Origin of the sequence: Nocardiopsis trehalosi NBRC 14201 (assembly GCF_001552555.1) — a bacterium.
GTDB lineage: Bacteria > Actinomycetota > Actinomycetes > Streptosporangiales > Streptosporangiaceae > Nocardiopsis_B > Nocardiopsis_B trehalosi.
Window position 1 is genome coordinate 1 of sequence record NZ_BCRK01000081.1, and the last position, 25,291, is coordinate 25,291.

At 72.3% G+C, this 25,291-nt stretch carries 24 protein-coding genes; 3 read left to right on the forward strand and 21 right to left on the reverse strand.

Going from position 1 to position 25,291, the window contains the following annotated elements; translation table 11 throughout:
* The first annotated feature begins 259 nt into the window (after positions 1–259).
* A complete protein-coding gene (locus NT8_RS15535) occupies positions 260–466 on the forward strand; it encodes a hypothetical protein (protein WP_067969814.1) in 207 nt (68 codons plus the stop codon).
* A gap of 56 nt (positions 467–522) precedes the next feature.
* On the opposite strand, the gene NT8_RS15540 is transcribed toward NT8_RS15535, so the two are convergent.
* The 3 genes from NT8_RS15540 to msrA form a co-directional block, all read right to left on the reverse strand.
* Positions 523–1,095 (reverse strand): PIN domain-containing protein, encoded by a 573-nt coding sequence (locus NT8_RS15540; RefSeq protein ID WP_067969817.1) that lies wholly within the window; start codon positions 1,093–1,095, stop codon positions 523–525.
* A gap of 1 nt (position 1,096) precedes the next feature.
* The gene (locus NT8_RS15545) at positions 1,097–1,537 is read right to left on the reverse strand and encodes a helix-turn-helix domain-containing protein (protein ID WP_067969881.1); all 441 of its coding nucleotides are present in this window, start codon (positions 1,535–1,537) and stop codon (positions 1,097–1,099) included.
* A 131-nt stretch (positions 1,538–1,668) separates the two neighbouring features.
* Positions 1,669–2,334 carry a peptide-methionine (S)-S-oxide reductase MsrA gene (gene msrA / locus NT8_RS15550; RefSeq protein WP_067969821.1) on the reverse strand — a complete coding sequence of 222 codons (666 nt, stop codon included), beginning with the start codon at positions 2,332–2,334 and terminating at the stop codon, positions 1,669–1,671.
* A gap of 257 nt (positions 2,335–2,591) precedes the next feature.
* Here msrA and rarD point away from each other — a divergent pair, with 257 nt between their 5' ends.
* Entirely contained in the window at positions 2,592–3,557 is a 966-nt protein-coding gene (gene rarD, locus NT8_RS15555; protein ID WP_067969824.1) for an EamA family transporter RarD, read from the forward strand.
* On the opposite strand, the gene NT8_RS15560 is transcribed toward rarD, so the two are convergent.
* The 18 genes from NT8_RS15560 to NT8_RS15645 form a co-directional block, all read right to left on the reverse strand.
* On the reverse strand, positions 3,527–3,958 hold the full coding sequence (locus NT8_RS15560; protein WP_067969828.1) for a PRC-barrel domain-containing protein: 432 nt from the start codon (positions 3,956–3,958) through the stop codon (positions 3,527–3,529). The two genes, rarD and NT8_RS15560, sit on opposite strands and share 31 nt — an antisense overlap.
* 303 nt (positions 3,959–4,261) lie before the next feature.
* Complete coding sequence (locus NT8_RS15565) at positions 4,262–5,266, reverse strand: polyprenyl synthetase family protein (protein ID WP_067969830.1); 1,005 nt, start codon at positions 5,264–5,266, stop codon at positions 4,262–4,264.
* A gap of 136 nt (positions 5,267–5,402) precedes the next feature.
* Complete coding sequence (gene nuoN, locus NT8_RS15570) at positions 5,403–7,040, reverse strand: NADH-quinone oxidoreductase subunit NuoN (RefSeq protein WP_281203464.1); 1,638 nt, start codon at positions 7,038–7,040, stop codon at positions 5,403–5,405.
* Positions 7,041–7,057: 17 nt separating this feature from the next.
* Complete coding sequence (locus NT8_RS15575; protein WP_067969835.1) at positions 7,058–8,614, reverse strand: NADH-quinone oxidoreductase subunit M; 1,557 nt, start codon at positions 8,612–8,614, stop codon at positions 7,058–7,060.
* A complete protein-coding gene (gene nuoL, locus NT8_RS15580; RefSeq protein WP_067969885.1) occupies positions 8,614–10,506 on the reverse strand; it encodes an NADH-quinone oxidoreductase subunit L in 1,893 nt (630 codons plus the stop codon). Before nuoL ends, NT8_RS15575 begins: the two co-directional genes overlap by 1 nt.
* Before the next feature lie 71 nt (positions 10,507–10,577).
* Complete coding sequence (nuoK, locus tag NT8_RS15585) at positions 10,578–10,877, reverse strand: NADH-quinone oxidoreductase subunit NuoK (RefSeq protein WP_067969838.1); 300 nt, start codon at positions 10,875–10,877, stop codon at positions 10,578–10,580.
* Complete coding sequence (locus tag NT8_RS15590; RefSeq protein ID WP_067969841.1) at positions 10,865–11,785, reverse strand: NADH-quinone oxidoreductase subunit J; 921 nt, start codon at positions 11,783–11,785, stop codon at positions 10,865–10,867. Before NT8_RS15590 ends, nuoK begins: the two co-directional genes overlap by 13 nt.
* A complete protein-coding gene (gene nuoI, locus NT8_RS15595; protein WP_067969844.1) occupies positions 11,782–12,321 on the reverse strand; it encodes an NADH-quinone oxidoreductase subunit NuoI in 540 nt (179 codons plus the stop codon). The genes NT8_RS15590 and nuoI overlap by 4 nt, the downstream gene beginning before the upstream one ends.
* Entirely contained in the window at positions 12,314–13,669 is a 1,356-nt protein-coding gene (gene nuoH, locus NT8_RS15600) for an NADH-quinone oxidoreductase subunit NuoH (protein WP_067969847.1), read from the reverse strand. Before nuoH ends, nuoI begins: the two co-directional genes overlap by 8 nt.
* Positions 13,666–16,125 carry an NADH-quinone oxidoreductase subunit G gene (locus NT8_RS15605; RefSeq protein ID WP_067969848.1) on the reverse strand — a complete coding sequence of 820 codons (2,460 nt, stop codon included), beginning with the start codon at positions 16,123–16,125 and terminating at the stop codon, positions 13,666–13,668. Before NT8_RS15605 ends, nuoH begins: the two co-directional genes overlap by 4 nt.
* 61 nt (positions 16,126–16,186) lie before the next feature.
* The gene (nuoF, locus tag NT8_RS15610; RefSeq protein WP_067969852.1) at positions 16,187–17,494 is read right to left on the reverse strand and encodes an NADH-quinone oxidoreductase subunit NuoF; all 1,308 of its coding nucleotides are present in this window, start codon (positions 17,492–17,494) and stop codon (positions 16,187–16,189) included.
* Positions 17,491–18,198, reverse strand: a complete 708-nt coding sequence (gene nuoE, locus NT8_RS15615; protein ID WP_067969855.1) for an NADH-quinone oxidoreductase subunit NuoE — start codon at positions 18,196–18,198, stop codon at positions 17,491–17,493. Before nuoE ends, nuoF begins: the two co-directional genes overlap by 4 nt.
* Positions 18,195–19,496, reverse strand: a complete 1,302-nt coding sequence (locus NT8_RS15620) for an NADH-quinone oxidoreductase subunit D (protein ID WP_067969858.1) — start codon at positions 19,494–19,496, stop codon at positions 18,195–18,197. The genes nuoE and NT8_RS15620 overlap by 4 nt, the downstream gene beginning before the upstream one ends.
* The gene (locus tag NT8_RS15625; protein ID WP_067969862.1) at positions 19,493–20,248 is read right to left on the reverse strand and encodes an NADH-quinone oxidoreductase subunit C; all 756 of its coding nucleotides are present in this window, start codon (positions 20,246–20,248) and stop codon (positions 19,493–19,495) included. Before NT8_RS15625 ends, NT8_RS15620 begins: the two co-directional genes overlap by 4 nt.
* Positions 20,245–20,802: a NuoB/complex I 20 kDa subunit family protein gene (locus tag NT8_RS15630; RefSeq protein WP_067969867.1), complete on the reverse strand. Its 558-nt coding sequence runs from the start codon at positions 20,800–20,802 to the stop codon at positions 20,245–20,247. The genes NT8_RS15625 and NT8_RS15630 overlap by 4 nt, the downstream gene beginning before the upstream one ends.
* 87 nt (positions 20,803–20,889) lie before the next feature.
* A complete protein-coding gene (locus tag NT8_RS15635) occupies positions 20,890–21,249 on the reverse strand; it encodes an NADH-quinone oxidoreductase subunit A (RefSeq protein ID WP_067969869.1) in 360 nt (119 codons plus the stop codon).
* Positions 21,250–21,393: 144 nt separating this feature from the next.
* Positions 21,394–22,698, reverse strand: coding sequence for a geranylgeranyl reductase family protein (locus NT8_RS15640; RefSeq protein WP_067969872.1), 1,305 nt, complete (start codon positions 22,696–22,698; stop codon positions 21,394–21,396).
* A 393-nt stretch (positions 22,699–23,091) separates the two neighbouring features.
* Entirely contained in the window at positions 23,092–23,802 is a 711-nt protein-coding gene (locus NT8_RS15645) for a demethylmenaquinone methyltransferase (RefSeq protein WP_067969876.1), read from the reverse strand.
* Positions 23,803–23,955: 153 nt separating this feature from the next.
* Here NT8_RS15645 and NT8_RS15650 point away from each other — a divergent pair, with 153 nt between their 5' ends.
* On the forward strand, positions 23,956–25,233 hold the full coding sequence (locus NT8_RS15650) for a hypothetical protein (protein WP_067969879.1): 1,278 nt from the start codon (positions 23,956–23,958) through the stop codon (positions 25,231–25,233).
* The last annotated feature ends 58 nt before the right edge of the window (positions 25,234–25,291 follow it).

Below are 25,291 nucleotides of genomic sequence, written 5' to 3' on the forward strand. Positions count from 1 at the left end.
CCGCGCCCGCCCACGGGGCGGGCGCATCCCGCCGCTCGCGGGGACGGGTCGACGGCATGCACCCGCCGATCGACCGCGTGACCTGGCCGAACTTCCTACCCCTTCGTTTGCGGCGGTATGCCGGAAATCCCCTCAGGCCGGGGGCGGTAATCCCGAAATCCCTGTCCGAATCACATGACGCAGTGGTTCAACTACGCTAAGTTACTGATCGTCGGGTGGCGACACCCGGCACCCAGAACTTTTCGAAGGGAACACCACTATGAAGCGCATCGCCACGCTGTCCGGCCTGGTCGCGACCGCCGCCATCGCCTTCGGCGCCATGGCCGGCCCCGCCGCCGCCGACAACAACGCCGACATCCAGAACATCACCATCCCGATCTGCGCCGACGTGCTGCAGGCCTCGGGCATCGCCCCCGACGGCTGCTCCGTGGTCAAGATCAAGGACACCGCCAACAAGGGCGACTGACCGCCACCCGAAAGGCCCGGACGTCCCGCCGTCCGGGCCTTTCGCATACCCGCCCTTCATCCCAGACGGTCGGCGTCCGAACTCCGCAGCTCGGCCACGACCTGAACGAGCCCGTTACGCTCCAGGCGCGCGAGGACGTCCTCGATCGTGCCCGGCGGCCGCCGCCAGGAGTCGGCGATCTGCTGCACGCACGCCCAGACGACCTTCTTCTCCACCTCGATCAGGTCCGCGAGGAAGACGTCAGGGCTCTTGGCCTGAATCCCCCACTCGCCGAGGGCGGCCGAGGGGAAGTCGCGGAGGTTCCAGGTGACGATCACATCCGCCCTCGCACGGACGGCCGCCGCGAGCACGTGCCGGTCATCCGGGTCGGGCAGACGCATGGCGTCGATGAGCGGTTCGTGGCCGGTGACGAGCGCGTCGCGCACCGCCGCGAGCATCAGTGCCCGGGTCCGTTCGAGGGACTCGTCCGGGAGTTCCGGACGATTGCGCCGGAGGTTGTCGAAGACCTCGTCGAGAATGCGGTTCGACCACTTCGCCCGCACGAGTCCCGCCTGGGCGACCCTGATCACGAGGTCGCGCAGTGTACTCGGATAGAGGACGTTCGCGTCGTAGAGGGCGACGGAGGCCATGTCAGTCGAGACCGAGTTCCCTCGTCATGGCGGACAGCTCGTCGGCAGCCTGGCGGCGCCGCTGGTCATCGCGGCGGAGGTAGTCGAGCAGGGAGTCGACACGGACGCGCCGGTGGGTGCCGACCTTGCGGTGCTCGATCTCGCCGGCGTCGAGCAGCCCGATCAGGTGCGGACGGGACACGTTCAGCATGTCGGCCGCCTGCTGCGTCGTGAGTTCGGCGTGCGCGGGGACGACCGAGACACCCCGCCCCGCCGCCATGTGCGCGAGCACACCGGCCAGGAGTTCCAAGGCCGCGCGCGGTAGCACCAGCTCGTCCCGGTCGTCCTCGACGACGACCGGGACGCCCGTGGGGTCCTCGGGGTGCTCGTGCAGGTAGCGACGTACGCGCTGGAGCGCGTCCCGCGCCACCCGCGCGTCGTCCTTGCCGGGATGCGACGACATGACCGCCATGGCTCCCCCTCACCTCGACTCGTATACGCATTATCCGAAACAATCGAAGCAAGCGCAACGCAGTAGCGCAACAAGGGTGCGCAACGCCGTGTGGCGGGGCGGCCGGAGCTGTGCGGGTGGGGTCAGCCGGTGGTGCGGGCGACGCCTACCGGGCAGGAGGCGCCGGTGCCGCCGAGGCCGCAGTAGCCGTTGGGGTTCTTGGCGTCGGACAGGTACTGCTGGTGGTAGCCCTCGGCGAAGTAGAACGGGCCGGCGGGGGCGATCTCGGTGGTGATGGGGCCGTAGCCGGCCTGCGTGAGGGCCGGCTGGAAGGCGTCGCGCGACGCCTCGACCGCCGCCTTCTGCGCGTCGCCGTGGTAGTAGACGGCCGAGCGGTACTGGGTGCCGACGTCGTTGCCCTGGCGCATGCCCTGGGTGGGGTCGTGGCCCTCCCAGAACACCTTCAGCAGGTCGGTGTAGGAGATGCGGCGGGGGTCGAAGACGACCCGGACGGCCTCGGTGTGCCCGGTGCGGCCGGAGCACACCTCCTCGTAGGTGGGGTTGGGCGTGAAGCCGCCCGCGTAGCCCACGGCCGTGGTGATGACGCCGTTCTCGGCGCCCAGCTCCCAGAAGAGGCGCTCGGCCCCCCAGAAGCAGCCCATGCCGAAGTCCGCGATCGCGCTGCCCTCGGGATAGGGCGGGGTGAGGGGGGTGCCCAGGACCTCGTGGCGGGCGGGCACGGGGATCGGGGTGTCACGGCCGGGCAGCGCCCGGCTGGGGTCGACCATCGTCTGCTTCTGACCGAACATGTCCCCAGCGTATCCGGCGGGGCAAGCGGCGTCCGGGGCCTCCGGCGGTCCCCGGACCGGCGCGCCAGGCCGGTTCCGGCCGGTGTGGCCGACGTCTCGCCGCCCCGCCTTCCCGCACGCGGGGGCGGCCGCAGGCGCGCGGGCGGGCAGGTGGGGCGGGGTACGGGAGGTCGGTTCCGTCCTGGCACGTCCGCTTCACTCCACGTCTAAGCACATCTAACTATTCATGGGATGATTCTTCCTCTAGCCTCGGTCGCGTGTCCGAAGTGAACCGCGGTGTCCTGCTCGGGGGCGGCGCCTACCTGATGTGGGCCTTCTCCACCCTCTACTGGCCGCTCATCGCCGCCGCCGCCCCGTTGGAGATCCTCGCCAACCGCATGGTGTGGTCGCTGCTGGCGGTGCTGCTGATCCTGCTCGCGACCCGCCGCCGCTGGGGGTGGCTGGTCGAGGTGGTGCGCTCGCCGCGCCGCCTGCTGCCGAACGCGGCCGCCGCGGCGCTGATCTCCGTCAACTGGGGCCTGTTCATCGTCGCCGTCAACACCGGGCAGACCTCGCAGGCCGCGCTCGGCTACTTCATCAACCCGCTGGTGAGCGTCATGCTCGGCGTGCTGGTGTTCTCGGAGCGGCTGCGCCGCGCCCAGTGGGTCGCGGTCGCCCTGGGCGGCGCGGCCGTGGTGGTGCTCACCTACGGGTACGGCGCCCCGCCGTGGCTGTCGCTCGGCATGGCGTTCTCGTTCGCCGCCTACGGCGTCATCAAGAAGTCGTCGCGGCTCGACGGCCTGCAGAGCCTCACCGTCGAGACACTGCTGATGTTCCTGCCCGCGCTGGGCTACGTGCTGTTCCTGGAGGGGTCGGGGTCCGGCACCCTGCTGGGCCTGTCCCCGCTGCACACGGCGCTGCTGGTCGGCTCCGGCGTGGTGACCACGGTCCCGCTGCTGTGCTTCGGCGCGGCGGCGCGGCGCATCCCCCTCAGCATGGTGGGGTTGCTCCAGTTCGTGGTGCCGGTGCTGCAGTTCCTGTTCGCCTGGCTGCTGTTCGACGAGCCGCTGCCGCTGAGCCGGTGGATCGGGTTCGCCATCGTCTGGGCCGCCCTGGTGGTGTTCGCCACCGACATGCTCCGCTCGGCGCGGGCCTCCCGCGCGGTGGCGCGGGAGACCGCGCGGACGGCGGCCGACGAGGACCGCCGCACCGCTCAGGAGGCGGCGGGCGCCCCGTCGCCCTGAGCCCGGCTGCCCGGCCCGCCGCCGGCCGGGCGGGCGTGGCGGCCGCGCGGCCGCACGTCCGGCTCGGCGTCCCGGGGCGCCGGGACGGGCGCGGCCATCCCGTAGTGCGCGTAGACGGTGTCCTCCTGCGCCACGGAGATGGGCCGGTCGGCGAACACGCTCGGCGCGCTCTTGACCTGCGCGCGCGGGTAGGGCACCTGGATGCCCTCGTCGACGACCCGCGCCTGGCGCAGCGGCACCAGGTTCTCGCGGGTGCCGAACAGTCCGGTGCGCACGGTGACCCAGGTGGCCCGTCCGCTGTGGTCGTCGTAGTACACCTGGCCGATCCGGCCGATGCTGCTGCCGTCGTGGTCCAGCAGGCGGTGTCCGATGAGCCAGTCCGCCCCCGTCGGTGCCGTCACGGTGCCACACTCCCCCCGTAGTACGCCCTGTGCTGATGGCGCGGCGCGCCGCCCCGCGCGAGCGCGGTCCCCCGGCGGCGGCGCCGGCACAGTGAGGCGGATGCCCGCGCCGGTCGGCCCCATGCGGCGCTTGGCGGGCCATTGCCGAAACCAGGACGGACCAATGCCCGTGTGGTGGTACCGGGTCAAAAGGAGCGTTAAGAACGATGTCTCATCCCGGGAGGGGGCGGAACGCCGCCGGCCCGCGCCCCGGAGGGGGCGCGGGCCGGCGGCGTTCGGTGCGGCGGCGTCGGGTGCGGCGGCTCAGCCGGAGCGCTCCACGACGTAGTCGCACAGGGCCTCGAAGGCGGTGCGCGGCGCACCCTCGGGCAGGGTGGCGAGTTCGGCGCGGGCGCGGTCGGCCCACACCCGCAGCGACTCGCGCGCCCGGTCCATGGCCGGGTGGGCGCGCAGCAGCCGGAGCGCCTCGTCGGTCTCGGCGTCGTCGAGCGGCCGCCCCAGCAGGGACTGCAGCCGGGCGTCCGCCGGGTCGGTGCTGCGCTGGGCGTAGAACATGGGCAGGGTGAGGACGCCCTCGCGCAGGTCGGTGCCCGGCACCTTGCCGGACTCGGCGGTCTCGCTGGCGACGTCCAGGATGTCGTCGGAGAGCTGGAACGCCATGCCCAGGGCGTCGCAGGCGCGGGTGATGGTCTCGGTGATCTCGGGCTCGGCCTTGCCGAACGTCGCCCCGAACTCGGCGGAGGACGCGATGAGCGACGCGGTCTTGTCGGCGATGACCTGGAGGTAGTGCTCCAGCGGGTCGGTGCCCTCGCGCGGGCCGGAGGTCTCCAGGATCTGCCCCTGGACCAGCCGGCCGAAGGTGCGGGCCTGCAGGCGCACCGCCTCGGTGCCCAGGTCGGCCAGCATCTCCGAGGCGCGCGCGAACACGTAGTCGCCGGTCAGGATGGCGACGGTGTTGCCCCACACCTGGTTGGCGCTGGGCTCGCCGCGGCGCAGCTCGGCCTCGTCCATGACGTCGTCGTGGTAGAGCGTGGCGACGTGGGTGAGTTCGACCACGGCCGCCGCGCGCACCAGGTCGGGGGCCGTCGGGTCGCCGAAGTGGGCGGCGAGCAGCACGAGGGTGGCGCGGAACCGCTTGCCGCCGGCGGACAGCAGGTGGGTGGCGGCCTCGGTCAGCATGGGGTCGCTGGCCGCGACCGCCTCGCGCAGCACCTTCTCGACCTGGTCCAGGCCCTCCTGGACCTCCCGGGCGAGGGTTGCGTCGACACTCGGCAGAGCGAGGAAACCGCTCGGGACAGCACCGCTCACCTGAAAGCTCCACATGTCACGGCGCGCGATATCTCCGATTCGGACATATCGCGCGCTCTCGGGATGAACATAATCCGACTAGCCAAGTTATCGGACCCGGAAACACTAGCCAAAGCCACGCACCGGGTACCGGCGGCTACCGGGTGAACCCGTCGGCGGTGGCCACGGCCGGCTCGCTCCGCTCCTCTCCGGGCTGCGGCACCAGGTGGTCCAGTACCGGGGTGGGGAAGACGCCGAGGACCACGGTGGCCACGACGCCCGCCGCGATGGCGGAGCCGGTGAGCAGGCCGGCGGGCAGCACCCGGGGCGCGGACTCGGCCGGCTCGGAGAAGAACATCAGCACGATGATGCGGACGTAGAAGTACGCCGTCACCGCGCTGCTGAGCACGCCGACCACGACGAGCGGGGTGGCGCCCGCCGCCATCGCGGCCTCGAACACCGCGAACTTGCCGATGAACCCGCTCGTGAGCGGGATGCCCGCGAACGCCAGGAGGAACAGGGCCAGCGCCCCCGCCAGCATCGGGGAGGTCCGGCCGAGCCCGGCCCACTGGGCGAGTTCGCCCGCCTCGGGGCCGGTCTCGTGCGTACGCACCAGGGTGACCACGGCGAAGGCGCCGATCGTGGTGAACCCGTAGGCGGCCAGGTAGAACATGGCGCCGGCCAGGCCCTCGGGGCTGGCGGCCACGACCGCCGTCAGCACGAACCCGGCGTGCACGACGGAGGAGTAGGCGAGCAGCCGCTTGATGTCGCGCTGGGTCACCGCCACCACGGCGGCGAGCACCATGGTGAGGATCGCCACCGTCCACAGCATGGGCCGCCACGCCTCGACCGAACCGCCGAAGGCGGTGTAGAAGACGCGGAGCAGGGCGCCGAACGCGGCGACCAGGGTGCACGACGCCATCAGCGCGGTGATCGGGGTGGGCGCCCCCTGGTAGACGTCGGGCTTCCAGTTGTGGAAGGGCACCGCGCCGACCTTGAACAGCAGCCCCACGCCGACCAGGGCGATGCCGATGAGCAGCAGCGGCTCGCCGCCGCCGTCGAACATCGGGGAGCCGCCGGCCTCCACGGCGGCGGCGACGTCGGCGAAGTTCACCGCGCCGGCGTAGCCGTAGACCAGGGCGATGCCGAACAGGAAGAACGCCGAGGAGAACGCGCCCAGCAGGAAGTACTTGACCGCCGCCTCCTGGGAGAACAGGCGGCGCCGCCGGGCGAGCCCGCACAGCAGGTACAGCGGCAGGCTCATGACCTCCAGGGCGATGAACATCGTCAGGAAGTCGTTGGAGACCGGGAAGAGCTGCATGCCGAGCACGGCGAACAGCACCAGCGGGTAGACCTCGGTGTGCTGCGAGCCGGCGAGGACGTGGCCGCGCTCCTCCTCGCTGCCGGGCACGGCCGCGGCCTGCGCGGCGAACGCGCTCTCCCCGCGCCGGTTCTCCGCGATCAGCAGCAGGCTGACGAACGCGAGCACCAGGATGGTGCCCTGGAGGAACAGCCCGACCCGGTCGACGGCGACGCTGCCGAACGCGACGGTGGTGCCCGCCTCGCCCTCGGGCAGCGAGCCGACCTGGAGCACGGTGAGCACGAACGCCGAGGCGAGCGCGGCGAGCGCGAGGGTCAGCTGGGTTGCGCGGCGGCGCGCCCGGGGCACGAACGCCTCGAACAGCACGGCGACGACGCCGGCGGCGAACACCACCAGCATCGGGGCGAGCAGCCAGTAGTCGATGTCCGGCGGGGTGTCGGTGATCGTCGGCGCGGCGAGGACCGCGGCGGACACCGGGGACGTGGCGGCGGTCACTCGGTCTCTCCTTCCTGTCCGTCGGCGGAGAGGTCGGCGCCGCCGAGCGCGGGTGCGGGGTCGGTGGCGTCGAGCCGGACCATGGTCTCCTCGACCGCGGGGGCGATGGCGTCGAGCAGCGGCTGCGGGTAGACGCCGAACAGCACGATGAGCGCGATGAGCGGCCCGACGGCCCACACCTCGCGGCCCGACAGGTCGGTGAACCCGCGGTGCTCCTCGGGCAGCGGTCCGGTCATCGTGCGCTGGTACATCCACAGGATGTAGAGGGCGGCGAGGACGACGCCCACGGCGGCGATCACCGCGGGCACGGGCAGCACGCTGAACGTGCCGATGAACACCAGGAACTCGCTGACGAACGGCGACAGGCCGGGCAGCGCCAGGCCGCCGAGGCCGGCCACGAGGAACACCCCGGCGAGCACCGGGGCGGCCTTCTGCACCCCCTGGTAGTCGGCGATCGCCGCGGAGCCGCGGCGGGCGATGAGGAACCCGACGACGAGGAACAGCGCCCCGGTGGCGAACCCGTGGTTGACCATGTAGAGCGCCGCCCCGGACTGGCCCTGCGAGGTCATCGCGAAGATGCCCAGCGTGATGAACCCGAAATGGGAGACCGAGGTGAACGCGACGAGGCGGAGCATGTCGCTCTGCCCGATGGCGAGGACCGCCCCGTAGACGATGCTGACCAGGCTGAGGACGACCACCGGCCAGACGAACCACGCGGCGGCGGCCGGGAACATCTCAAGGCAGTACCGCAGCATGCCGTAGGTGCCGACCTTGTCCAGGACGCCGACGAGCAGCACCGCGGTGCCCGGCCGGGACGACCCGGCGGCGGTGGGCAGCCAGGTGTGCAGCGGCCACATCGGGGCCTTGATCGCGAAGGCGATGAAGAACCCGAGGAACAGCCACCGGGCGGTGCCGGTGTCCAGGCCGGCCAGCCCGCCCTCGGCGCCGACGAGGTCGCTCCACAGGAAGGTGCCGCCGTAGACGTAGACGCCGATGACGGCGACCAGCATCAGCAGCCCGCCGAGCAGGCTGTACAGCAGGAACTTCACCGCGGCGCGGCGCCGGTCGGGGCCGCGGCCGTAGCGCCCGATCATGAAGTAGACCGGGATGAGCATGGCCTCGAAGAAGACGTAGAACAGGAAGACGTCGGTGGCCGCGAAGACCCCGATCATCATCGCCTCGAGGACGAGGATCAGCGCGAAGTAGCCCTTGCCGCGGTCGTCGGCGTCGTCGTTCTCCCGCCAGGCGGCCAGCACCACCAGGGGAACCAGCACCGCCGACATCAGGATGAGCAGCAGCGCGATCCCGTCGACACCCACGGCGTAGCTGACGCCGAACCGGGGGATCCACGGGTGGACCTCGGTGAACTGGAGCCGTTCGCCGCCCGGGGTGAACGCGGTCGCCATGGCCGCCACCAGGACCAGGACGGCCAGGGTGGTGCCCAGGGTCACGCGCTTGGCCAGCTCGGCCCGCTCGCGCGGGAGCAGCGCCACGCCCAGCCCGCCCAGGGCGGGCAGCGCGATGGCGAGGGTGAGCCAGGGGATGTCGGTCATCAGATCCTCACAGCCAGCGTTGCGACGACGATGACGGCCCCGAACAGCATCGTCAGTGCGTAGGTGCGGGCGAACCCGGTCTGGGTGGTGCGCAGCCCGGTCGAGCCGTCGCGCACGCTCCGGCCGATCCCGTTGACCAGGCCGTCCACGACCCGGGTGTCGAACGCGGTGAGCGCCTTGGTCAGCGCCTGGCCGGGTCGCATGAACAGGCCCTCGTTGATGGCATTGCCGTACAGCTCGTTGCGGGCGGCGACGGTGACGAGGTTGCCCGCGGGGGCGGTGCGCGGAACGGGGGCGCGGCCGTACAGGAACCAGGCGGTGGCCACACCGGCGACCATCAGGCCGAGCGCGGCGAGGCTGGTCCAGCTGGTCAGCAGGTGGGCCATGCTGAACGCGTGGTGCTCCTCGGGGGCGCCGACGGCGGGTTCGAGGAAGTGCGCGAACCGGTAGCCGAAGACGAGCGCCGCGCCGAGGAAGACCGACCCGGCGGCGAGCACGACCATCGGGGCGGTCATCGACACGGGCGACTCGTGCGGGTGCACCCCGGGGTCCCAGCGCTTCTGCCCGAAGAAGGTCATGATCATGACGCGGGTCATGTAGAAGGCGGTGAGCCCGGCGCCGAGCAGCGTCGCGCCGCCGAGCACCGCGCCCGCGGTGCCGCCGGTGGCGAACGCGGCCTCGATGATGCCCTCCTTGGTCCACCACCCCGACAGCAGCGGGAACCCGATGATGGCCAGGTAGCCCAGGCCGAAGGTGGCGAAGGTGATGGGCATGGCCTTGCGCAGCCCGCCGTAGCGGCGCATGTCGACCTCGTCGTTCATGCCGTGCATGACCGACCCGGCGCCGAGGAACAGCCCGGCCTTGAAGAAGCCGTGCGTGATCAGGTGCGCGATGGCGGCGGCGTAGCCGACCGGGCCGAGCCCGGCGGCCAGGGTCATGTAGCCGATCTGGCTCATGGTCGACCCGGCCAGGGCCTTCTTGATGTCGTCCTTGGCGCACCCGATGACGGCGCCGGCGAGCAGCGTCGCGGCGCCGATGACGGCGACGGTGAGCTGGGCCGCCGGCGCGGCCTCGAACACCGGGCCGGACCGGACGATGAGGTAGACGCCGGCGGTGACCATGGTGGCCGCGTGGATGAGGGCCGACACCGGGGTGGGGCCCTCCATCGCGTCCAGCAGCCAGGACTGGAGCGGGAGCTGCGCCGACTTGCCGCACGCGCCGAGGAGGAGCAGCAGGCCGATGGCGGCCATCAGCCCCTCGCCCGCGCGGTCGGCCGACCCCAGCACGCCGCTGTAGGCGACGGTGCCGAACGCCGAGAACATCAGCATGATCGCGATGAGCAGGCCCATGTCGCCGACGCGGTTGACGAGGAACGCCTTCTTGGCGGCGACGGCGGCGGACGGCTTGTGCTGCCAGAACCCGATGAGCAGGTAGGAGGCGAGGCCCACGCCCTCCCACCCGAGGAACATCAGCGCGTAGTTGTCGGCGAGGACCAGGACGAGCATGGCGGCGACGAACAGGTTCAGGTAGGCGAAGAACCGGCGCCGGTTGTCGTCGTGGGACATGTAGCCGATGGAGTACACGTGGATGAGCGACCCGACCCCGGTGATCAGCAGGACGAAGCTGATCGACAGCGGGTCCAGGAGCAGGTTCGCCTCGGCGGTGAACCCGCCGGCGGAGAACCACGTGTAGACGGGGACGGACAGGCTCCGCTCCGCCGGGTCCATGCCGAGCATCTGGACGAGGGCGGCGACCGCCCAGCCGAAGCTCGCGATCGGCAGGGCGGTGGCGAGCAGGTGCCCCCACCCGTTGGTGCGGCGCCCGCCCAGCAGCAGCAGCGCGGCCCCCGCGAGCGGGAGGGCGATCAGCAGCCAGGCGTTGCCCAGGACCATCCCCCCGGCCTCGTGGGTGACCGCGTGCTGCTCGGCGGCGAGGTATACGTCAGACACAGCCACGTCGCCTTCTAGTGCTTGAGCAGGTTGGCGTCATCGACCGACGCCGACCTGCGTGTCCGGAAGATCTGCATGATGATCGCCAGACCCACGACGACCTCGGCGGCGGCCACGATCATCACGAAGAACGCGATGACCTGCCCCTCGATGTCGCCGTGCATCCGCGCGAAGGCGACGAACGCGAGGTTGCACGCGTTGAGCATCAGCTCGACGCACATGAAGACGATGATCGCGTTGCGCCGCACCAGCACCCCGACGGCGCCGATGGTGAACAGGACCGCCGCCAGGACGATGTAGTTCATCGGGTCCATGAGCGCTCGGCCTCCTGTCCGTCGACCGCGTCGCCGGGCGCGCCGCCGTCCTCGGCGGGGGCGGTGCTCGGCGGGGCGTCACCGGGCCGGCCCTCCTTGGACCGCGCGGAGTCCGACGCGCCGCCGGGAACCGGGCCCACACCGAGCCGGATGTCCTCGGGGACATCGGACTGGAGGGCGGGGTCGCGGGCGGTGAGCACGGGGTTGAGTGAGAGCTGCGCCACCGACCCGTCCGGCAGCAGGGCCGGCATGTCGATGGCGTTGTGCCGGGCGTAGGTGCCCGGCCCGGGCAGCGGGGTGGGGTGGTCGCCGCGGATGCGCTCGCGCGACAGCTCGCGCTGGGTGCGGCGCTTCTTCAGCCGGGTGGTGTGGGCGAGGACGAGCGCGCCGAGGACGGCGGTGATCAGCAGGGCGCCGGTCGCCTCGAACGCGATGATGTAGCGGTAGATGACCTCGCCGGCGATCCACGGGACGCTGCCGCCGGCGGCGGCGGTCCCGGCGGCCAGCCCGGTGGGCTCGCCCGCGGCGATGCGGGTGAGCCCGAAGGCGAGCGCGCCGAGGAAGCAGACGGCGATGACCCCGGTGAGCATGCGCTGGCCGCGGATGGTCTCGACCAGGGAGTCCGCCGAGCTGACGCCGACGAGCATCAGCACGAACAGGAACAGCATCAGCACGGCGCCGGTGTAGACGACGATCTGCACGACCATCAGGAACGGGGCCTCGTTCATGCCGTAGAACACGGCGAGGCCGAGCATGACGAGGGCCATGAGGACGGCGGAGTGGACGGCCTTGCGGCTGAACACGACGCCGATGGCGGCGAGGATCACCACGGCCCCGATGGTCCAGAAGGCCGCGGCCTCGCCGCCGCCGACCGGGGCCGCCAGGACGGCGGTCTGGGCGGGGGTCATCGGTGGCCTCCGCTGTCGCCGCCGGCCGGGGCCGCGGTGGCGCCGGACCGGTAGTAGTCGTCCTCGCTGTCGCCGAGCCGCATCGGGTGCGGCGGCGGCTCCATGCCCTCGCGCAGCGGGGCGAGGAGCTGCTCCTTGGTCCAGATGAGCGCCTCGCGCTCACCGTCGGCCAGTTCGTACTCGTTGGTCATGGTGAGCGCCCGGGTGGGGCACGCCTCGACGCAGAGCCCGCACAGGATGCAGCGCAGGTAGTTGATCTGGTAGACGCGGCCGTAGCGCTCCCCCGGGGAGAACCGCTGCTCCTCGGTGTTGTCGCCGCCCTCCACGTAGATGGCGTCGGCGGGGCACGCCCAGGCGCACAGCTCGCACCCGATGCACTTCTCCAGGCCGTCGGCCCAGCGGTTGAGCTGGTGGCGGCCGTGGAAGCGGGGCGCGGTGGGCCGCTTCACCTCGGGGTACTCGACGGTCGGCACCTTCTTGAACATGGTGTGGAAGGTGACGCCGAACCCCTTCACGGGGTTGAGCCAGTCAAGCACCGGTTACCTCCTCGCGCTTGCCGGTCGGGGTCGGACGGGGCTCCTCGGCCGGGACGCTGCTGCCGTAGTGCGGCAGGGTCGCGGGCGGGACGGGGAACCCGCCGTACGTCGGGTCCTCGCGCATCAGCCGCAGCTCCTCGGCGTGCTCGACGGCCTGGGCCTCGCGGCGGCGCCGGGCCGACCGGCGGGCGCCGAGCGCCGCACCGCCGATGACGAGCAGGAACAGCACGACGACGGCGGCCGGGGCGGCGGGCGGGGCGCCCTCGTTGGTGAGGATGCGGATGGCCGCGACGGCGGTGATCCACACGAGCTGCACCGGGATGAGGATCTTCCAGCCGAGCTGCATGAGCTGGTCGTAGCGGATGCGGGGCACCGAGCCGCGGACCCAGATGAACAGGAACATGACGCCGAGGAACTTGGCCAGCCACCACAGGGCGGGCCACCAGCCCTCGTTGGCGCCGGGCCAGAACGACGTGATGGGCGGCGGGGCGAGCCAGCCGCCGAGGAAGAACGTCACCGACACCGCGGCGACCGTCACCATGTTCACGTACTCCGCGAGGAAGAACATGGTGAACTTCATCGACCCGTACTCGGTCATGAAGCCGCCGACGATCTCGCCCTCGCCCTCGGCGAGGTCGAACGGGAGCCGGTTGGTCTCGCCGATCATGGTGACGAGGTAGATGAGGAACGACGGCAGCAGGATGACCGCGAACCAGATCGGGCGCTGGGCCTCGACGATGCCCGAGGTGGTCAGCGTGCCCGAGTACATGAACACCGCGACGAAGGACAGGCCCATCGCGATCTCGTAGCTGATGACCTGGGCCGAGGCGCGCAGCCCGCCGAGCAGCGCGTAGGGCGACTGGGACGCCCAGCCGCCCAGGACGATGCCGTAGACGCCGATGGCGGCCGTGGCCAGGACGAGCAGCGCGGCGATGGGCAGGTCGGTGAGCTGGAGCGGGGTGGTCACCCCGAACATGCTCACCTCGGGCCCGACCGGGATGACGGAGAACGCGAGGAACGCGGGGACCGCGGCGATCACCGGTGCCGCGATGTAGACCATGCGGTCCACGCCGCGCGGGATCAGGTCCTCCTTGAGCGACAGCTTCACCCCGTCGGCGAGCGACTGGAGCAGGCCGAGCGGGCCGAACCGGTTGGGCCCGTGCCGCTGCTGCATGCGGCCCATGACCTTGCGGTCGGCCATGATCATCATGAGCACGCAGACCATCAGGAACACGAAGATGGCCAGCGCCTTGATGAGCGTGATCCACCACGGGTCGCCGCCGAAGGCGTCGAGTCCGGGTTCGGCGTCCGCCACGGCGGCGGCCGCCGTGAGGGCGTGGGGCGTCACGATGGGCTCCCATCTGCTGCGTCGACGGCGAGGGCGACGACCGCGCCGGCCCGGGCGCCGAGGTCGCGGCGCACGTCGCAGTCGCGGGCGTTGGCGGGCAGCCAGACCACGCGGTCCGGCATGTCGGCGACGACCGCGGGCACGCTGACCGAACCGCCGTCGCCGGTGACCCGGAGGCGCCCGCCGTCGGCGAGGCCGATCTCGGCCGCGGTGGCGGCGGAGACGCGGGCGAGCGCGGGCCGGGCGGTGCCGGCCAGGTAGGGCTCGCCGTCCTCCATGCGGCCGCCGCCGAGGAGCTGGCGCCAGGTGGACAGGACCGCGCGGCCGGGGCCGGGGTCGGGCCGGTCGGCGGGCCGGGTGAGCGGGTCGGGGACGCGCTCGCCGGTCCAGGTGCCGAGCCGGGCGAGTTCGCCGCGGGCGGCGGCGGCGTCGGGCAGGCCGAGGTGGACGTCCATCTCGTCGGCGACGGCCGCGAGGACCCGCAGGTCGGACAGCGCCCCGGGCACCTTCAGCGCGTTGCCGAAGGGCCGCTCCCGGCCCTCCCAGTCGAGGAAGGTGCCGGACTTCTCGGCGACGGCGGCCACCGGCAGCACCACGTCGGCGCGGTCGGTGACGTTGCTCGCGCGCAGCTCCAGGCTGACGACGAACGGCACCCGGGCCAGGGCGGCGCGGGCCAGGGCGGGGTCGGGCAGGTCGTCCAGGTCGACGCCGCCGATGACGAGGGCGTCGAGGTCGCCGGCCGCCGCGGCGGCGAGGATGGCCTCGGTGCCGCGGCCCTCGCGTTCGGGCAGGACGCCGACGCCCCAGGCGCGGGCGACCTCGGCGCGGGCGGTGGCGTCGGCCACCGGGCGCCCGCCGGGCAGCAGGTTGGGCAGCGCGCCGGCCTCGACGGCGCCGCGCTCCCCGGCCCGGCGCGGCACCCAGGCGAGGGCGGCGCCGGTGCGGTCGGCGAGGCGGGTGATCGAGGACAGGGCGCCGGGGGTGGCGGCCAGGCGCTCGCCGGCGAGGATGACCGCGCCGGTGGTGCGCAGCGCCTCCAGCGCCTCGGGGGCGCTGTCGGCGAGGCCGTCGATGACGCGGGCCTCGTCGCCGGGAGCGGCGGGGACCAGGGTGCCGCCGGTCTTGGTCAGGCCGCGGGTGGCGTGCGAACCGAGGGAGAAGACGCGGGTGCCGTTCCTGCGGGCGGCCTTGCGCAGCCGCAGGAACACGACGGGCGACTCGTCCTCGGGTTCGAACCCGGCGAGCAGGACGGCGGGCGCGGCCTCCAGGGCGGCGTAGTCGACGGTGACGCCGGTCCCGGCGATCCGGGCGGCGAGGAAGTCGGCCTCCTCGTCGCCGGCGGGCCGGGCGCGCATGTCGACGTCGTTGGTGCGCAGCGCCACCCGGGCGAACTTCGCGTAGGCGTAGGCGTCCTCCAGGGTGAGGCGGCCGCCGGTGAGGACGCCGACCCGGCCGCGCGCGCGGGCCAGGCCGCGGGCGGCGGTGGTGACCGCCTCGGGCCAGGAGGCGACCTCCAGGGCGCGGGACTCGTCGTCGCGGACGAGGGGCCGGGCCAGGCGGTCGGGCTCGGTGGCGTAGGTGAAGGCCCACCGGCCCTTGTCGCAGTTCCACTCCTCGTTGACCTGGGGGTCGTCGCCGGCGAGCCGCCGGGTGACCTTGCCGCGCCGGTGGTCGGTGCGCTGGGCGCAGCCGGAGGCGCAGTGCTCGCACACGCTGGGCGTGCTGACCAGGTCGAAGGGGCGCGACCGGAACCGGTAGGCGGCGCCGGTGAGCGCGCCGACCGGGCAGATCTGCACCGTGTTGCCGGAGAAGTAGGACTGGAACGGCTCGCCCTCGGCGATGCCCACCTGCTCGTTGGCGCCGCGCTCCAGCAGCTCGATGAACGGGTCGCCGGCGATCTGCGCGGAGAAGCGGGTGCAGCGGGCGCACTGGATGCAGCGCTCGCGGTCGAGCAGCACCTGGGTGGAGAGCGGGACGGGCTTGGGGAAGGTCCGCTTGGTGTCGGTGAAGCGGGTCTCGCCCTGCCCGGTGGACATGGCCTGGTTCTGCAGGGGGCACTCGCCGCCCTTGTCGCAGACCGGGCAGTCCAGCGGGTGGTTGATCAGTAGGAACTCCATGATGCCGCGCTGCGCCTTCTCGGCGACGGCCGAGGTGAGCTGCGTGCGGACCACCATGTTGTCCATGACGGTGATCGTGCAGGACGCCTGGGGCTTGGGCATGCCGCGCCCGTTGCCGGCGTCCGGGATCTCGACCAGGCACTGGCGGCAGGCGCCCACCGGGTCGAGCAGCGGGTGGTCGCAGAAGCGGGGGATCTGGATGCCCAGCAGCTCCGCGGCCCGGATGACCAGCGTCCCCTTGGGGACCTGGATCTGGAACCCGTCGATGGTGACGGTGACGAGGTCCTCCGGCGGTACGGCGGGCGTCCCGCCCGGGGTGGTGTTGGTCGCGACGGTCACCGGTCCCCCTCTCCTGTGGTTGCCGGCGCCGCGGCGGGGCGCGGTGCCGGGTGGGCGGCGGTCACGCGGTCCCGCCCCACACGGTCGACTTGGCGTGGTCGAACGGGCAGCCGCCGCGTTCGACGTGGTCGATGTACTCCTGGCGGAAGTACTTGATCGACGACATGACCGGGCTGGCCGCGCCGTCGCCGAGGGCGCAGAAGGAGCGGCCGAGCAGGTTGTCGCAGATGTCGAGGAGCTTGTCGAGGTCGGCCTCGGTGCCCTCGCCGTGCTCGATGCGGTCGAGGACCTGCACCATCCAGAAGTTGCCCTCGCGGCAGGGGGTGCACTTGCCGCAGGACTCGTGGGCGTAGAACTGGATCCACCGGCCGGCGGCGCGCACCACGCACGTGGTCTCGTCGAAGATCTGCAGCGCCCGGGTGCCGAGCATGGACCCGGCGGCGCCGACCGACTCGAAGTCGAGCGGGGTGTCGAGGTGCTCGTCGGTGAAGATCGGGGTGGACGACCCGCCGGGGGTCCAGAACTTGAGCCGGTGGCCGGCCCGGATGCCGCCCGCCATGTCGAGGAGTTCGCGCAGGGTGATGCCGAGCGGGGCCTCGTACTGGCCGGGCCGGGTGACGTGGCCGGACAGCGAGAAGAACCCGAACCCGGCGGACTTCTCGGTGCCCATGGCGGTGAACCACTCGGCGCCGTTGGCGACGATGCTGGGGACGCTGGCGATGGACTCGACGTTGTTCACCACGGTGGGCGAGGCGTAGAGCCCGGCGACCGCGGGGAACGGCGGCTTGAGCCGGGGCTGGCCGCGGTAGCCCTCCAGGGAGTCCAGCAGGGCGGTCTCCTCGCCGCAGATGTAGGCGCCCGCGCCGGCGTGCACGACGACGTCGAGGTCGAACCCGCTGCCGAGGACGTCCTTGCCGAGCAGCCCGGCCGCGTACGCCTCCTCGACGGCGTGCCGCACCCGGCGGATGACGTGCAGGACCTCGCCGCGGACGTAGATGAACGCCTGCGAGCTGCGGATCGCGTAGGACGCGATGGCCACGCCCTCGACCAGCGCGTGCGGGTTGGCGAGCAGCAGCGGGATGTCCTTGCAGGTGCCCGGCTCGGACTCGTCGGCGTTGACGACGAGGTAGCGCGGGTTGGGGTTGTCCTTGGGCAGGAACCCCCACTTCATGCCGGTGGGGAACCCGGCGCCGCCGCGGCCGCGCAGCCCGGACGCCTTGACCAGGTCGACCAGGGCGTCGGGCTCCATGCCGAGGGCGGTGCGCAGGGCGCCGTAGCCGCCGGTGGCCCGGTAGCCCTCCAGGGTGAAGGATTCGGGACGGTCCCAGTTGTCCGACAGGACCGGGGTGAGCGTGGTTCCGGTGCTCATGCGGCGCCGCCTTCGGGGTCGTCGCCGACCGGGAGCCGGTCGGGGTCGGGGGCGGTCCAGCCGCGCTCGCGGGCCAGCCGCAGGCCGGTCAGCGAGGGCTCGCCGGCCTGGGTGCCCTCGGCGCCGCGACCGTCGGAGAAGCCGGCGAGGACGCGCGACGCCTCCTTCCAGGTGCACAGCCGGTCGGGGCCGCGGGTGGGGGCGACGTCGCGGCCCAGGCGCAGGTCGTCCACGAGCCGCTTGGCGGACTCGGGGGTCTGGTTGTCGAAGAACTCCCAGTTGACCATCACGACGGGCGCGAAGTCGCAGGCCGCGTTGCACTCGATGTGCTCCAGCGACACCCGGCCGTCCTCGGTGGTCTCGTCGTTGCCGACGCCGAGGTGGTCCTTGAGGGCGGCGAAGATCTCGTCGCCGCCCATGACCGCGCACAGGGTGTTGGTGCACACGCCGACGTGGAAGTCGCCGGTGGGCCGCCGCTTGTACATGGTGTAGAAGGTGGCCACCGCGGTGACCTCGGCGGTGGTCAGCCCGAGCTGGTCGGCGCAGAACGCGATGCCCTTGGCGCTGACGAAGCCCTCCTCGGACTGCACCAGGTGCAGCAGCGGCAGCAGGGCCGAGCGCTGCCGGGGGTAGCGGCCGATGATCTCCTTGGCGTCGACCTCCAGCCGGGCCCGGGTCTCCTCGGGGAACGTTGCGGTACTCACCTGTCCACGCCTCCCATCACGGGGTCGATGCTGGCCACCGCCGCGATGACGTCCGCCACGGTGCCGCCCTCGCACATGGCCGCCACCGACTGCAGGTGGGTGAAGGACGGGTCGCGGAAGTGCACGCGGTAGGGGCGGGTGCCGCCGTCGCTGACGGCGAAGCAGCCGAGTTCGCCCTTCGCGCTCTCCACCGCCGCGTACGCCTGCCCGGCGGGGACCCGGAAGCCCTCGGTGACGAGCTTGAAGTGGTGGATGAGGGCCTCCATGGAGCCGCCCATGATGTGCGCGATGTGGTCGGGCGAGTTGCCCAGGCCGTCGGGGCCGAGCGCGAGCTTGGCCGGCCAGCCGACCTTGGCGTCGTCGATCATGACCGGGCCGGGGGCGAGCCGGTCCAGGCACTGCTCGACGATGCGCAGGCTCTGCTCCAGTTCGGCCATGCGCACCCGGTAGCGGGCGTAGACGTCGCAGCCGTCGGAGACGGGCACGTCGAACTCGTAGTTCTCGTATCCGCAGTAGGGCTTGGCCTTGCGCAGGTCCCAGGCGAGCCCGGAGGCGCGCAGCAGGGGCCCGGTGACGCCCAGCGCCATGCACCCGGCGAGGTCGAGGTAGGCGACGTCGCGGGTGCGGGCGAGGTAGAGCGGGCTGGCGTCGAGGAGCTTGCGCATGATGGTGATGCGCTTGGGCATCTCTCGCAGCAGCTCGCGGATCTTGTCGACGGCGCCGGAGGGCAGGTCCTGGGCGACGCCGCCGGGGCGGATGTAGGCGTGGTTCATGCGCAGCCCGGTGACGAGCTCGAAGATGTCCAGGATCATCTCGCGCTCGCGGAACCCGTTGGTCATGACGGTGGTGGCGCCCAGCTCCATGCCGAACGTCGCCATGGCCACGAAGTGGGACGCCATCCGGTTGAGCTCCATCATGAGCACGCGGATGACGTTGGCCCGCTCGGGGATCCGGTCGGTGATGCCGAGCAGCTTCTCGACCGCCAGGCAGTACGCCGCCTCGTTGAACAGCGGCGTGAGGTAGTCCATGCGGGTGACGAACGTGGTGCCCTGCGTCCACGTCCGGTACTCCATGTTCTTCTCGATGCCGGTGTGCAGGTAGCCGATGCCGACGCGGGCCTCGGTGCACGTCTCGCCGTCGAGGGTGAGGATGAGCCGGAGCACGCCGTGCGTCGACGGGTGCTGCGGGCCCATGTTGACCACGAGGCGCTCGGCGCTGCTCGCCTGGGCGGCGGCGACGACGGCGTCCCAGTCGCCGCCGGACGCGTCGATGTAGTCCTCGGTGACGTTGGTGCTCATGTGTAGGACCTCCGCTCGTCCGGCGGCGGGACGGTGGCGCCGCGGTACTCGACCGGGATGCCCCCGAGGGGGTAGTCCTTGCGCTGCGGGTGGCCGTGCCAGTCGTCGGGCATCTCGATGCGCGTCAGCGCGGGGTGGCCGTCGAACACGATGCCGAAGAAGTCCCACGCCTCGCGCTCGTGCCAGTCGTTGGTCGGGTAGACCGCCACGATCGAGGGGATGTGCGGGTCGGCGTCGGGACACGAGGTCTCGACGCGGATCTCGGTGTTGTGGGTGATCGACCGGAGCTGGTAGACGGCGTGCAGCTCGCGGCCGGTGTCGTCGGGGTAGTGCACCCCGGTGACGCCCAGGCACAGCTCGAAGCGGAGCGCGGGGTCGTCGCGCAGCACCCGCATGAGGTCGGCGAGGGCGGCGCGGCGCACGTGGAAGGTGAGCTCGCCGCGGTCGACGACGACGCGCTCGACGGTGTCGGCGTAGGACGCCGGGGTGTCGCCGAGGGCGGTCTCCAGGGCGTCGGCGACCGCGTCGAACCGGGCGGTGCGGGGGTCGTCGGGGTCGGTGAAGGGGCGCTCGGCGCCGAGGCCGACCGGGCGGCGGACGAGCAGCCCGCCGTAGCCGGAGGTGTCGCCGGTGGTGCGGGCGCCGAACATGCCGGTCCGGGCCACGGGGGAACTGAGACGCTCCTCACCCGCCCTGGCGGGCAGGTTCTCCCCTTCGTCCGAGTTAGGCTTGCCTTGGCCGTTGAGACTCACGAGGTCGCCCCTTCGGCCGGGACGAGCGGAAGCGATCGGCGCAGCCGGCGCTCCTCCTCCTCGTCGATCTCCTTCTGGCGGTGCGCGCCGAGCTTGGTGTTCTGCACCTTGTCGTGCAGCTTGAGCACGGCGTCGAGCAGCATCTCCGGGCGCGGCGGACAGCCGGGCAGGTAGATGTCGACGGGGACGATGTGGTCCACACCCTGGACGATCGCGTAGTTGTTGAACATGCCGCCGCTGGAGGCGCACACGCCCATGGCGATGACCCACTTGGGTTCCGGCATCTGGTCGTAGATCTGCCGCAGGACGGGGGCCATCTTCTGACTCACCCGGCCCGCCACGATCATCAGGTCGGCCTGGCGCGGGGTCGCCCCGAACTTCTCCATGCCGAACCTGGCGAGGTCGTAGTGCGGGCCGCCCACGGACATCATCTCGATGGCACAGCAGGCCAGCCCGAACGTCGCGGGCCACATGGAACTCTTGCGGACCAGGCCGGCGATCTGCTCCACCGTGGTCAGCATGACGCCGCTCGGCAGTTTCTCCTCAATGCCCATCCGGCGAACCCCCTTTCCGGTTGCGCGGTCGGTTGACGCGTTCGGCGCGCCGGCGCGGGGTGCGGCGCGCGGTCGGTTCCGGTTCGGTCAGTCCCACTCCAGTCCTCCGCGGCGCCACTCGTAGGCGTAGGCGATCGACACGTTGACGAGGAACAGGACCATCGCGATCAGGCCGAACAGGCCCAGCTCGTCGAAGTGGACGGCCCAGGGGTAGAGGAAGATGATCTCGATGTCGAAGACGATGAAGAGCATCGCGGTCAGGTAGTACTTGATCGTGAACCTGCCGCCGCCGGCGGGCTGCGGTGTGGGCTCGATCCCGCACTCGTACGCCTGCATCTTGGCGCGGTTGTAGCGCTTGGGTCCGGCGATCGCGCCGACGAGCATCGAGACCGCGACGAACGCGGCGCCGATCGCGCCGAGCACGAAAACGGGTGCGTACAGCTCCATTGCTAAGCGTTCCCCTTCGGGCCGTTCAGGCGCGCGGGCGCCGGTGCGGGTGGCGGGTCCGGGCGCGCGGACCCGCTTGTGATCGCTTTCACGTGCCGGGTGGTCCGGCGGCTGGGCGTGGGCATGTCCGGTCCTGTACCGCCGTCAGGCCGCGGGGGCCATCTTGGACAGCCCGTTGATCACGCGGTCCATCGCGTCTCCCCGGGTGGGTTCGGTGAGGTTGGCCAGCATCTTCAGCGTGAACCGCATGAGGGTGCGCCGGCGCAGGCCGTACCGGGTGGCGTAGCGCATGAACTCCGGCCGTCCGATGACCTGCACGAAGTACCGGCCCAGCGTGTAGTACCCGCCGTAGGTGTCGGCGAGGATGTCGGGGTAGCGCAGCAGGGCGCGCTCGCGGGACTGGGCGGTGGAGCGGCCCCGCGCCTGCACGACGACGTCGGCGGCGATGCGCCCGGCCTCCATGGCGTAGGCGATGCCCTCGCCGTTGAACGGGTTGACCATGCCCCCGGCGTCGCCGACGAGCATGAGGCCGCGCGCGTAGTGGGGGGTGCGGTTGAAGCCCATGGGCAGGGCGGCGCCGCGGATGGCGCCGCGCTGGTTCTCCTCGGTGAACCCCCACTCCTCGGGCATGCTCGCCGTCCAGCGGCGGAGCAGCTTGCGGTAGTCGACGTCCTGGAAGGACGCGGTGGAGTTGAGGATGCCCAGGCCGACGTTGCTGGTGCCGTCGCCGACGCCGAAGACCCAGCCGTAGCCGGGCAGCAGGACGTCCTTGCCGCCGGTGCTGTCCCACAGCTCCAGCCAGGACTCCAGGAAGTCGTCGTCGTGGCGGGGGCTGGTGAAGTAGGTGCGCACGGCGACGCCCATGGGGCGGTCGTCGCGCTTGCGGACGCCCATGGCGACGGAGAGCCGGGAGGAGTTGCCGTCGGCGGCGATGACGAGCGGGGCGCGGAAGGTGACCGGGGCGCCGTCGGGGTCCTTGGCCGTGACGCCGACGATGCGGTTGCTGCGCTCGTCGATGACGGGCCCGGTGACGTTGGTGCGCTCGCGCAGCCGGGCGCCGGCGGCCACGGCGTTCTCGGCGAGGATCTGGTCGAAGTCCTGGCGGGTGCGGACCAGCCCGAAGCCGGGGTATTCGGCGAGGTCGGGCCAGGGCAGCTCCAGGCGGACGCCGCCGCCGATGATGCGCAGGCCGTGGTTGCGGACCCAGCCCTTGTCCTCGAAGGTGATGCCCATGGCGGTGAGCTGCTTGACGGCGCGCGGGGTGAGGCCGTCGCCGCACACCTTCTCGCGGGGGAAGGCGGTCTTCTCCAGCAGCAGGACGTCGAGTCCGGAGCGTGCCAGGTAGTAGGCGGTGGTGGCCCCGGCGGGGCCCGCGCCCACGATGATGGCGTCGGCCTCGGACTCGGGGCGGTCCCGGAGGGTCGGCTGGCTGGCTGGTGGCTCGCTCACGAGTGGGTCCTCGACGTGCTCAGCGCGGCTGTGCGCTTCGGGGGTGCGCCCGCGGGCGCTTGTGCGGCTGTAACGGTGTTGCGAATACCTCGTACGCTTGTGAAGTCCTTCACAAGGCTTCCGCTCCGCAGTCTAGACCTTTCACGTTGCAGGGGCGACCCCCAGGGGGCCATTTACTTGATCGCTGTGTTTTACGGACAAAATGGACAGCATGCCGCGTTACCAGGGTTAATGAGGTTAACCTGAGTCCGGTTTGTGGGCATTATTCGCTTTTATTGATGAATGACCGCAATGCTGCTTTTGTCGGCCGGGTCGGCGCGGTGGACCCGGCCGGCGCCGCGCGCACACGCCGACGGCCCGCCCGGGGACCGGGCGGGCCGTCGGGGGAACGGCTCAGGAGCGGCGGTACCCGCGGTGCAGCGCCACCACGCCGAAGGTCAGGTTGCGCCACGCCACCTGGGACCAGCCGGCGGCGCCCAGCCGCCGGGCGAGCGCGGGCTGGTCGGGCCAGTCCATGATCGACCGCGACAGGTAGTCGTAGGCGCCGGTGTTGCTGGAGAACAGGCCCGCGATCTTGGGCAGGGCCGCCATCAGGTACCCGTTGTAGACGGTGTCGAGGGGGCGCACCGGGATGTGGCTGAACTCGCAGACCACCAGCCGGCCGCCGACCTTGGTCACCCGGTGCAGCTCGCGCAGCGCCTGGTCGGGGTCCTGGGTGTTGCGCAGGCCGAACGAGATCGTGACCGCGTCGAAGGTGCCGTCGGCGAACGGCAGGGCGAGCGCGTCGCCCGCCACGAACGTCACCCCGCGCCGCGACGCGCCGCCGCGCCGCTCCGCCCCCACGCGCAGCATGCCCTGCGAGAAGTCGCAGGCGATGACGCGGGCGCCCTTGGCCGTGAACGACTCCGAGGAGGTGCCCGTGCCCGCCGCCAGGTCGAGCACCAGCTCGCCGCTGTAGGCGTCGACGGCGTCGACCGCCGCCCGCCGCCAGAGCCGGTCCTGCCCCAGGGAGAGGACGTCGTTGACCAGGTCGTAGCGGCCGGCGATGTCGTCGAACATCGCGGCGACGTCGGCGGGCGACTTGTCGAGTTCGGCGTGCGTCATGCCGTTCAGCCTATTGCCGCGCCCCGGCGCGCCCGACCGGCCCCTCCGGTCACCGGCGGTTTGCCGAGTCCTTCCCGGCCGACTCGATTACGGTAAGTGACGATCCGTGATCCACCGTCACGCCGGGGCCGCCCCGGGACAGGAGGACCGCCCGTGGGACGCACACCGCAGACCCTCGCCGCCGCTCTGGGCGCACTGCTGCTGGTCGCCGGTCCACCGGTGGCGGCGCCGGCCGCCGCGGGCGCCGTCGCCCACGTCACCGTGGTCAGCGAGGACCCCGCCGACTGGACCCCGCACGTACTCGACGGCTCGGTGGACGCGCTGGCCGAGGTCGGCGACGTCATCGTGGCCGGCGGCGACTTCACCAGCGTCGCCGGGCCGGGCGGGCGCGAGGCCGGCGACCACCGGTACATCTTCGCGTTCGAGCGGCGCACCGGCCGCGTCCTGGAGCACTTCGCGCCCGACTTCGACGCGCCGGTGCGGGCCCTGACCCCCGGCCCCGACGGCACGGTCATCGCGGGCGGGGCGTTCCGCGAGGTCGACGGCGAACCCCGGCGGGGCCTGGTGCGGCTGTCGCTGCGCGACGGCGGCGCGGTCGGCGCCTTCCGCACCGTGCTCGACAACGGGCGGGTCCACACCCTGGAGTCGAGCGGCCGCCACCTCTACGTCGGCGGCTCCTTCAGCTCCCTGGGCGGTACGAAGCGCACGGCGCTGGCCCGGCTCGACGCCCGGACCGGCCGGGTCGACCCCGACTTCGACCTCCGCGTCGCCGAGGCCCGCCGCGGCACCCTGCGCGTGGAGGACCTGGCGGTGGCGTCCGGCGGCCGGCGGCTCCTCATCGCGGGCCCGTTCACGCAGGTCGCGGGCGAGCGCCGGTACCAGATCGCGCTGATCGACACCGCGGCGTCCCCGGCCCGGCTGCGGCCGTGGTCGACCGAGGCGTTCGCCGCCCCCTGCGACTACGAGGCGCTGCACACCTACGTCCGCGCGGTCGACTTCGCGCCCGACGGGTCCTACTTCACCGTCGCGGCCGGCGGCGGCCCCGAGACCAAGCCGGGGCTGTGCAAGACGGCGACCCGCTGGGAGGCCGACGCGGGGGCGGACGCCGAGCCCACGTGGGTCAACCACACCGGGGGCGACTCGCTGTTCTCGGTGGCGGCCACGGGCGCGGCGGTCTACGTCGCCGGGCACCAGCAGTGGATGGACAACCCCGAGGGCGACCACAGCAAGGGGCCGGGGGCGGTCGACCGGCTGGGCATCGCGGCGCTCGACCCGCGCACGGGCCGGGCGCTGGCGTGGAACCCGGGGCGCGACCGGGGCCACGGCGCCGAGGCGCTGCTGGCCACCCGCGACGGCCTCTACGTGGGCGACGACACCGATCTACTCGGCAGCGAGCACCGGCCGCGCGTCGGCCTGTTCCCCCTCGACTGACCCGCTCCACCCGGCGGAGCGCGGGCGGCCCGTGCCGCCGTCCCCTCGCGGGGGCGGC

Bases quoted from the DNA above. Each gene is read 5' to 3' on its own strand.
- NT8_RS15535 (WP_067969814.1), top strand. From the start codon at position 260: ATGAAGCGCATCGCCACGCTGTCCGGCCTGGTCGCGACCGCCGCCATC.
- NT8_RS15540 (WP_067969817.1), bottom strand. From the start codon at position 1,095: ATGGCCTCCGTCGCCCTCTACGACGCGAACGTCCTCTATCCGAGTACA.
- NT8_RS15545 (WP_067969881.1), bottom strand. From the start codon at position 1,537: ATGTCGTCGCATCCCGGCAAGGACGACGCGCGGGTGGCGCGGGACGCG.
- msrA (WP_067969821.1), bottom strand. From the start codon at position 2,334: ATGTTCGGTCAGAAGCAGACGATGGTCGACCCCAGCCGGGCGCTGCCC.
- NT8_RS15575 (WP_067969835.1), bottom strand. From the start codon at position 8,614: ATGACCGACATCCCCTGGCTCACCCTCGCCATCGCGCTGCCCGCCCTG.
- nuoL (WP_067969885.1), bottom strand. From the start codon at position 10,506: ATGGTCCTGGGCAACGCCTGGCTGCTGATCGCCCTCCCGCTCGCGGGG.
- nuoK (WP_067969838.1), bottom strand. From the start codon at position 10,877: ATGGACCCGATGAACTACATCGTCCTGGCGGCGGTCCTGTTCACCATC.
- NT8_RS15590 (WP_067969841.1), bottom strand. From the start codon at position 11,785: ATGACCCCCGCCCAGACCGCCGTCCTGGCGGCCCCGGTCGGCGGCGGC.
- nuoF (WP_067969852.1), bottom strand. From the start codon at position 17,494: ATGAGCACCGGAACCACGCTCACCCCGGTCCTGTCGGACAACTGGGAC.
- NT8_RS15620 (WP_067969858.1), bottom strand. From the start codon at position 19,496: ATGAGCACCAACGTCACCGAGGACTACATCGACGCGTCCGGCGGCGAC.
- NT8_RS15630 (WP_067969867.1), bottom strand. From the start codon at position 20,802: ATGGGCATTGAGGAGAAACTGCCGAGCGGCGTCATGCTGACCACGGTG.
- NT8_RS15635 (WP_067969869.1), bottom strand. From the start codon at position 21,249: ATGGAGCTGTACGCACCCGTTTTCGTGCTCGGCGCGATCGGCGCCGCG.
- NT8_RS15645 (WP_067969876.1), bottom strand. From the start codon at position 23,802: ATGACGCACGCCGAACTCGACAAGTCGCCCGCCGACGTCGCCGCGATG.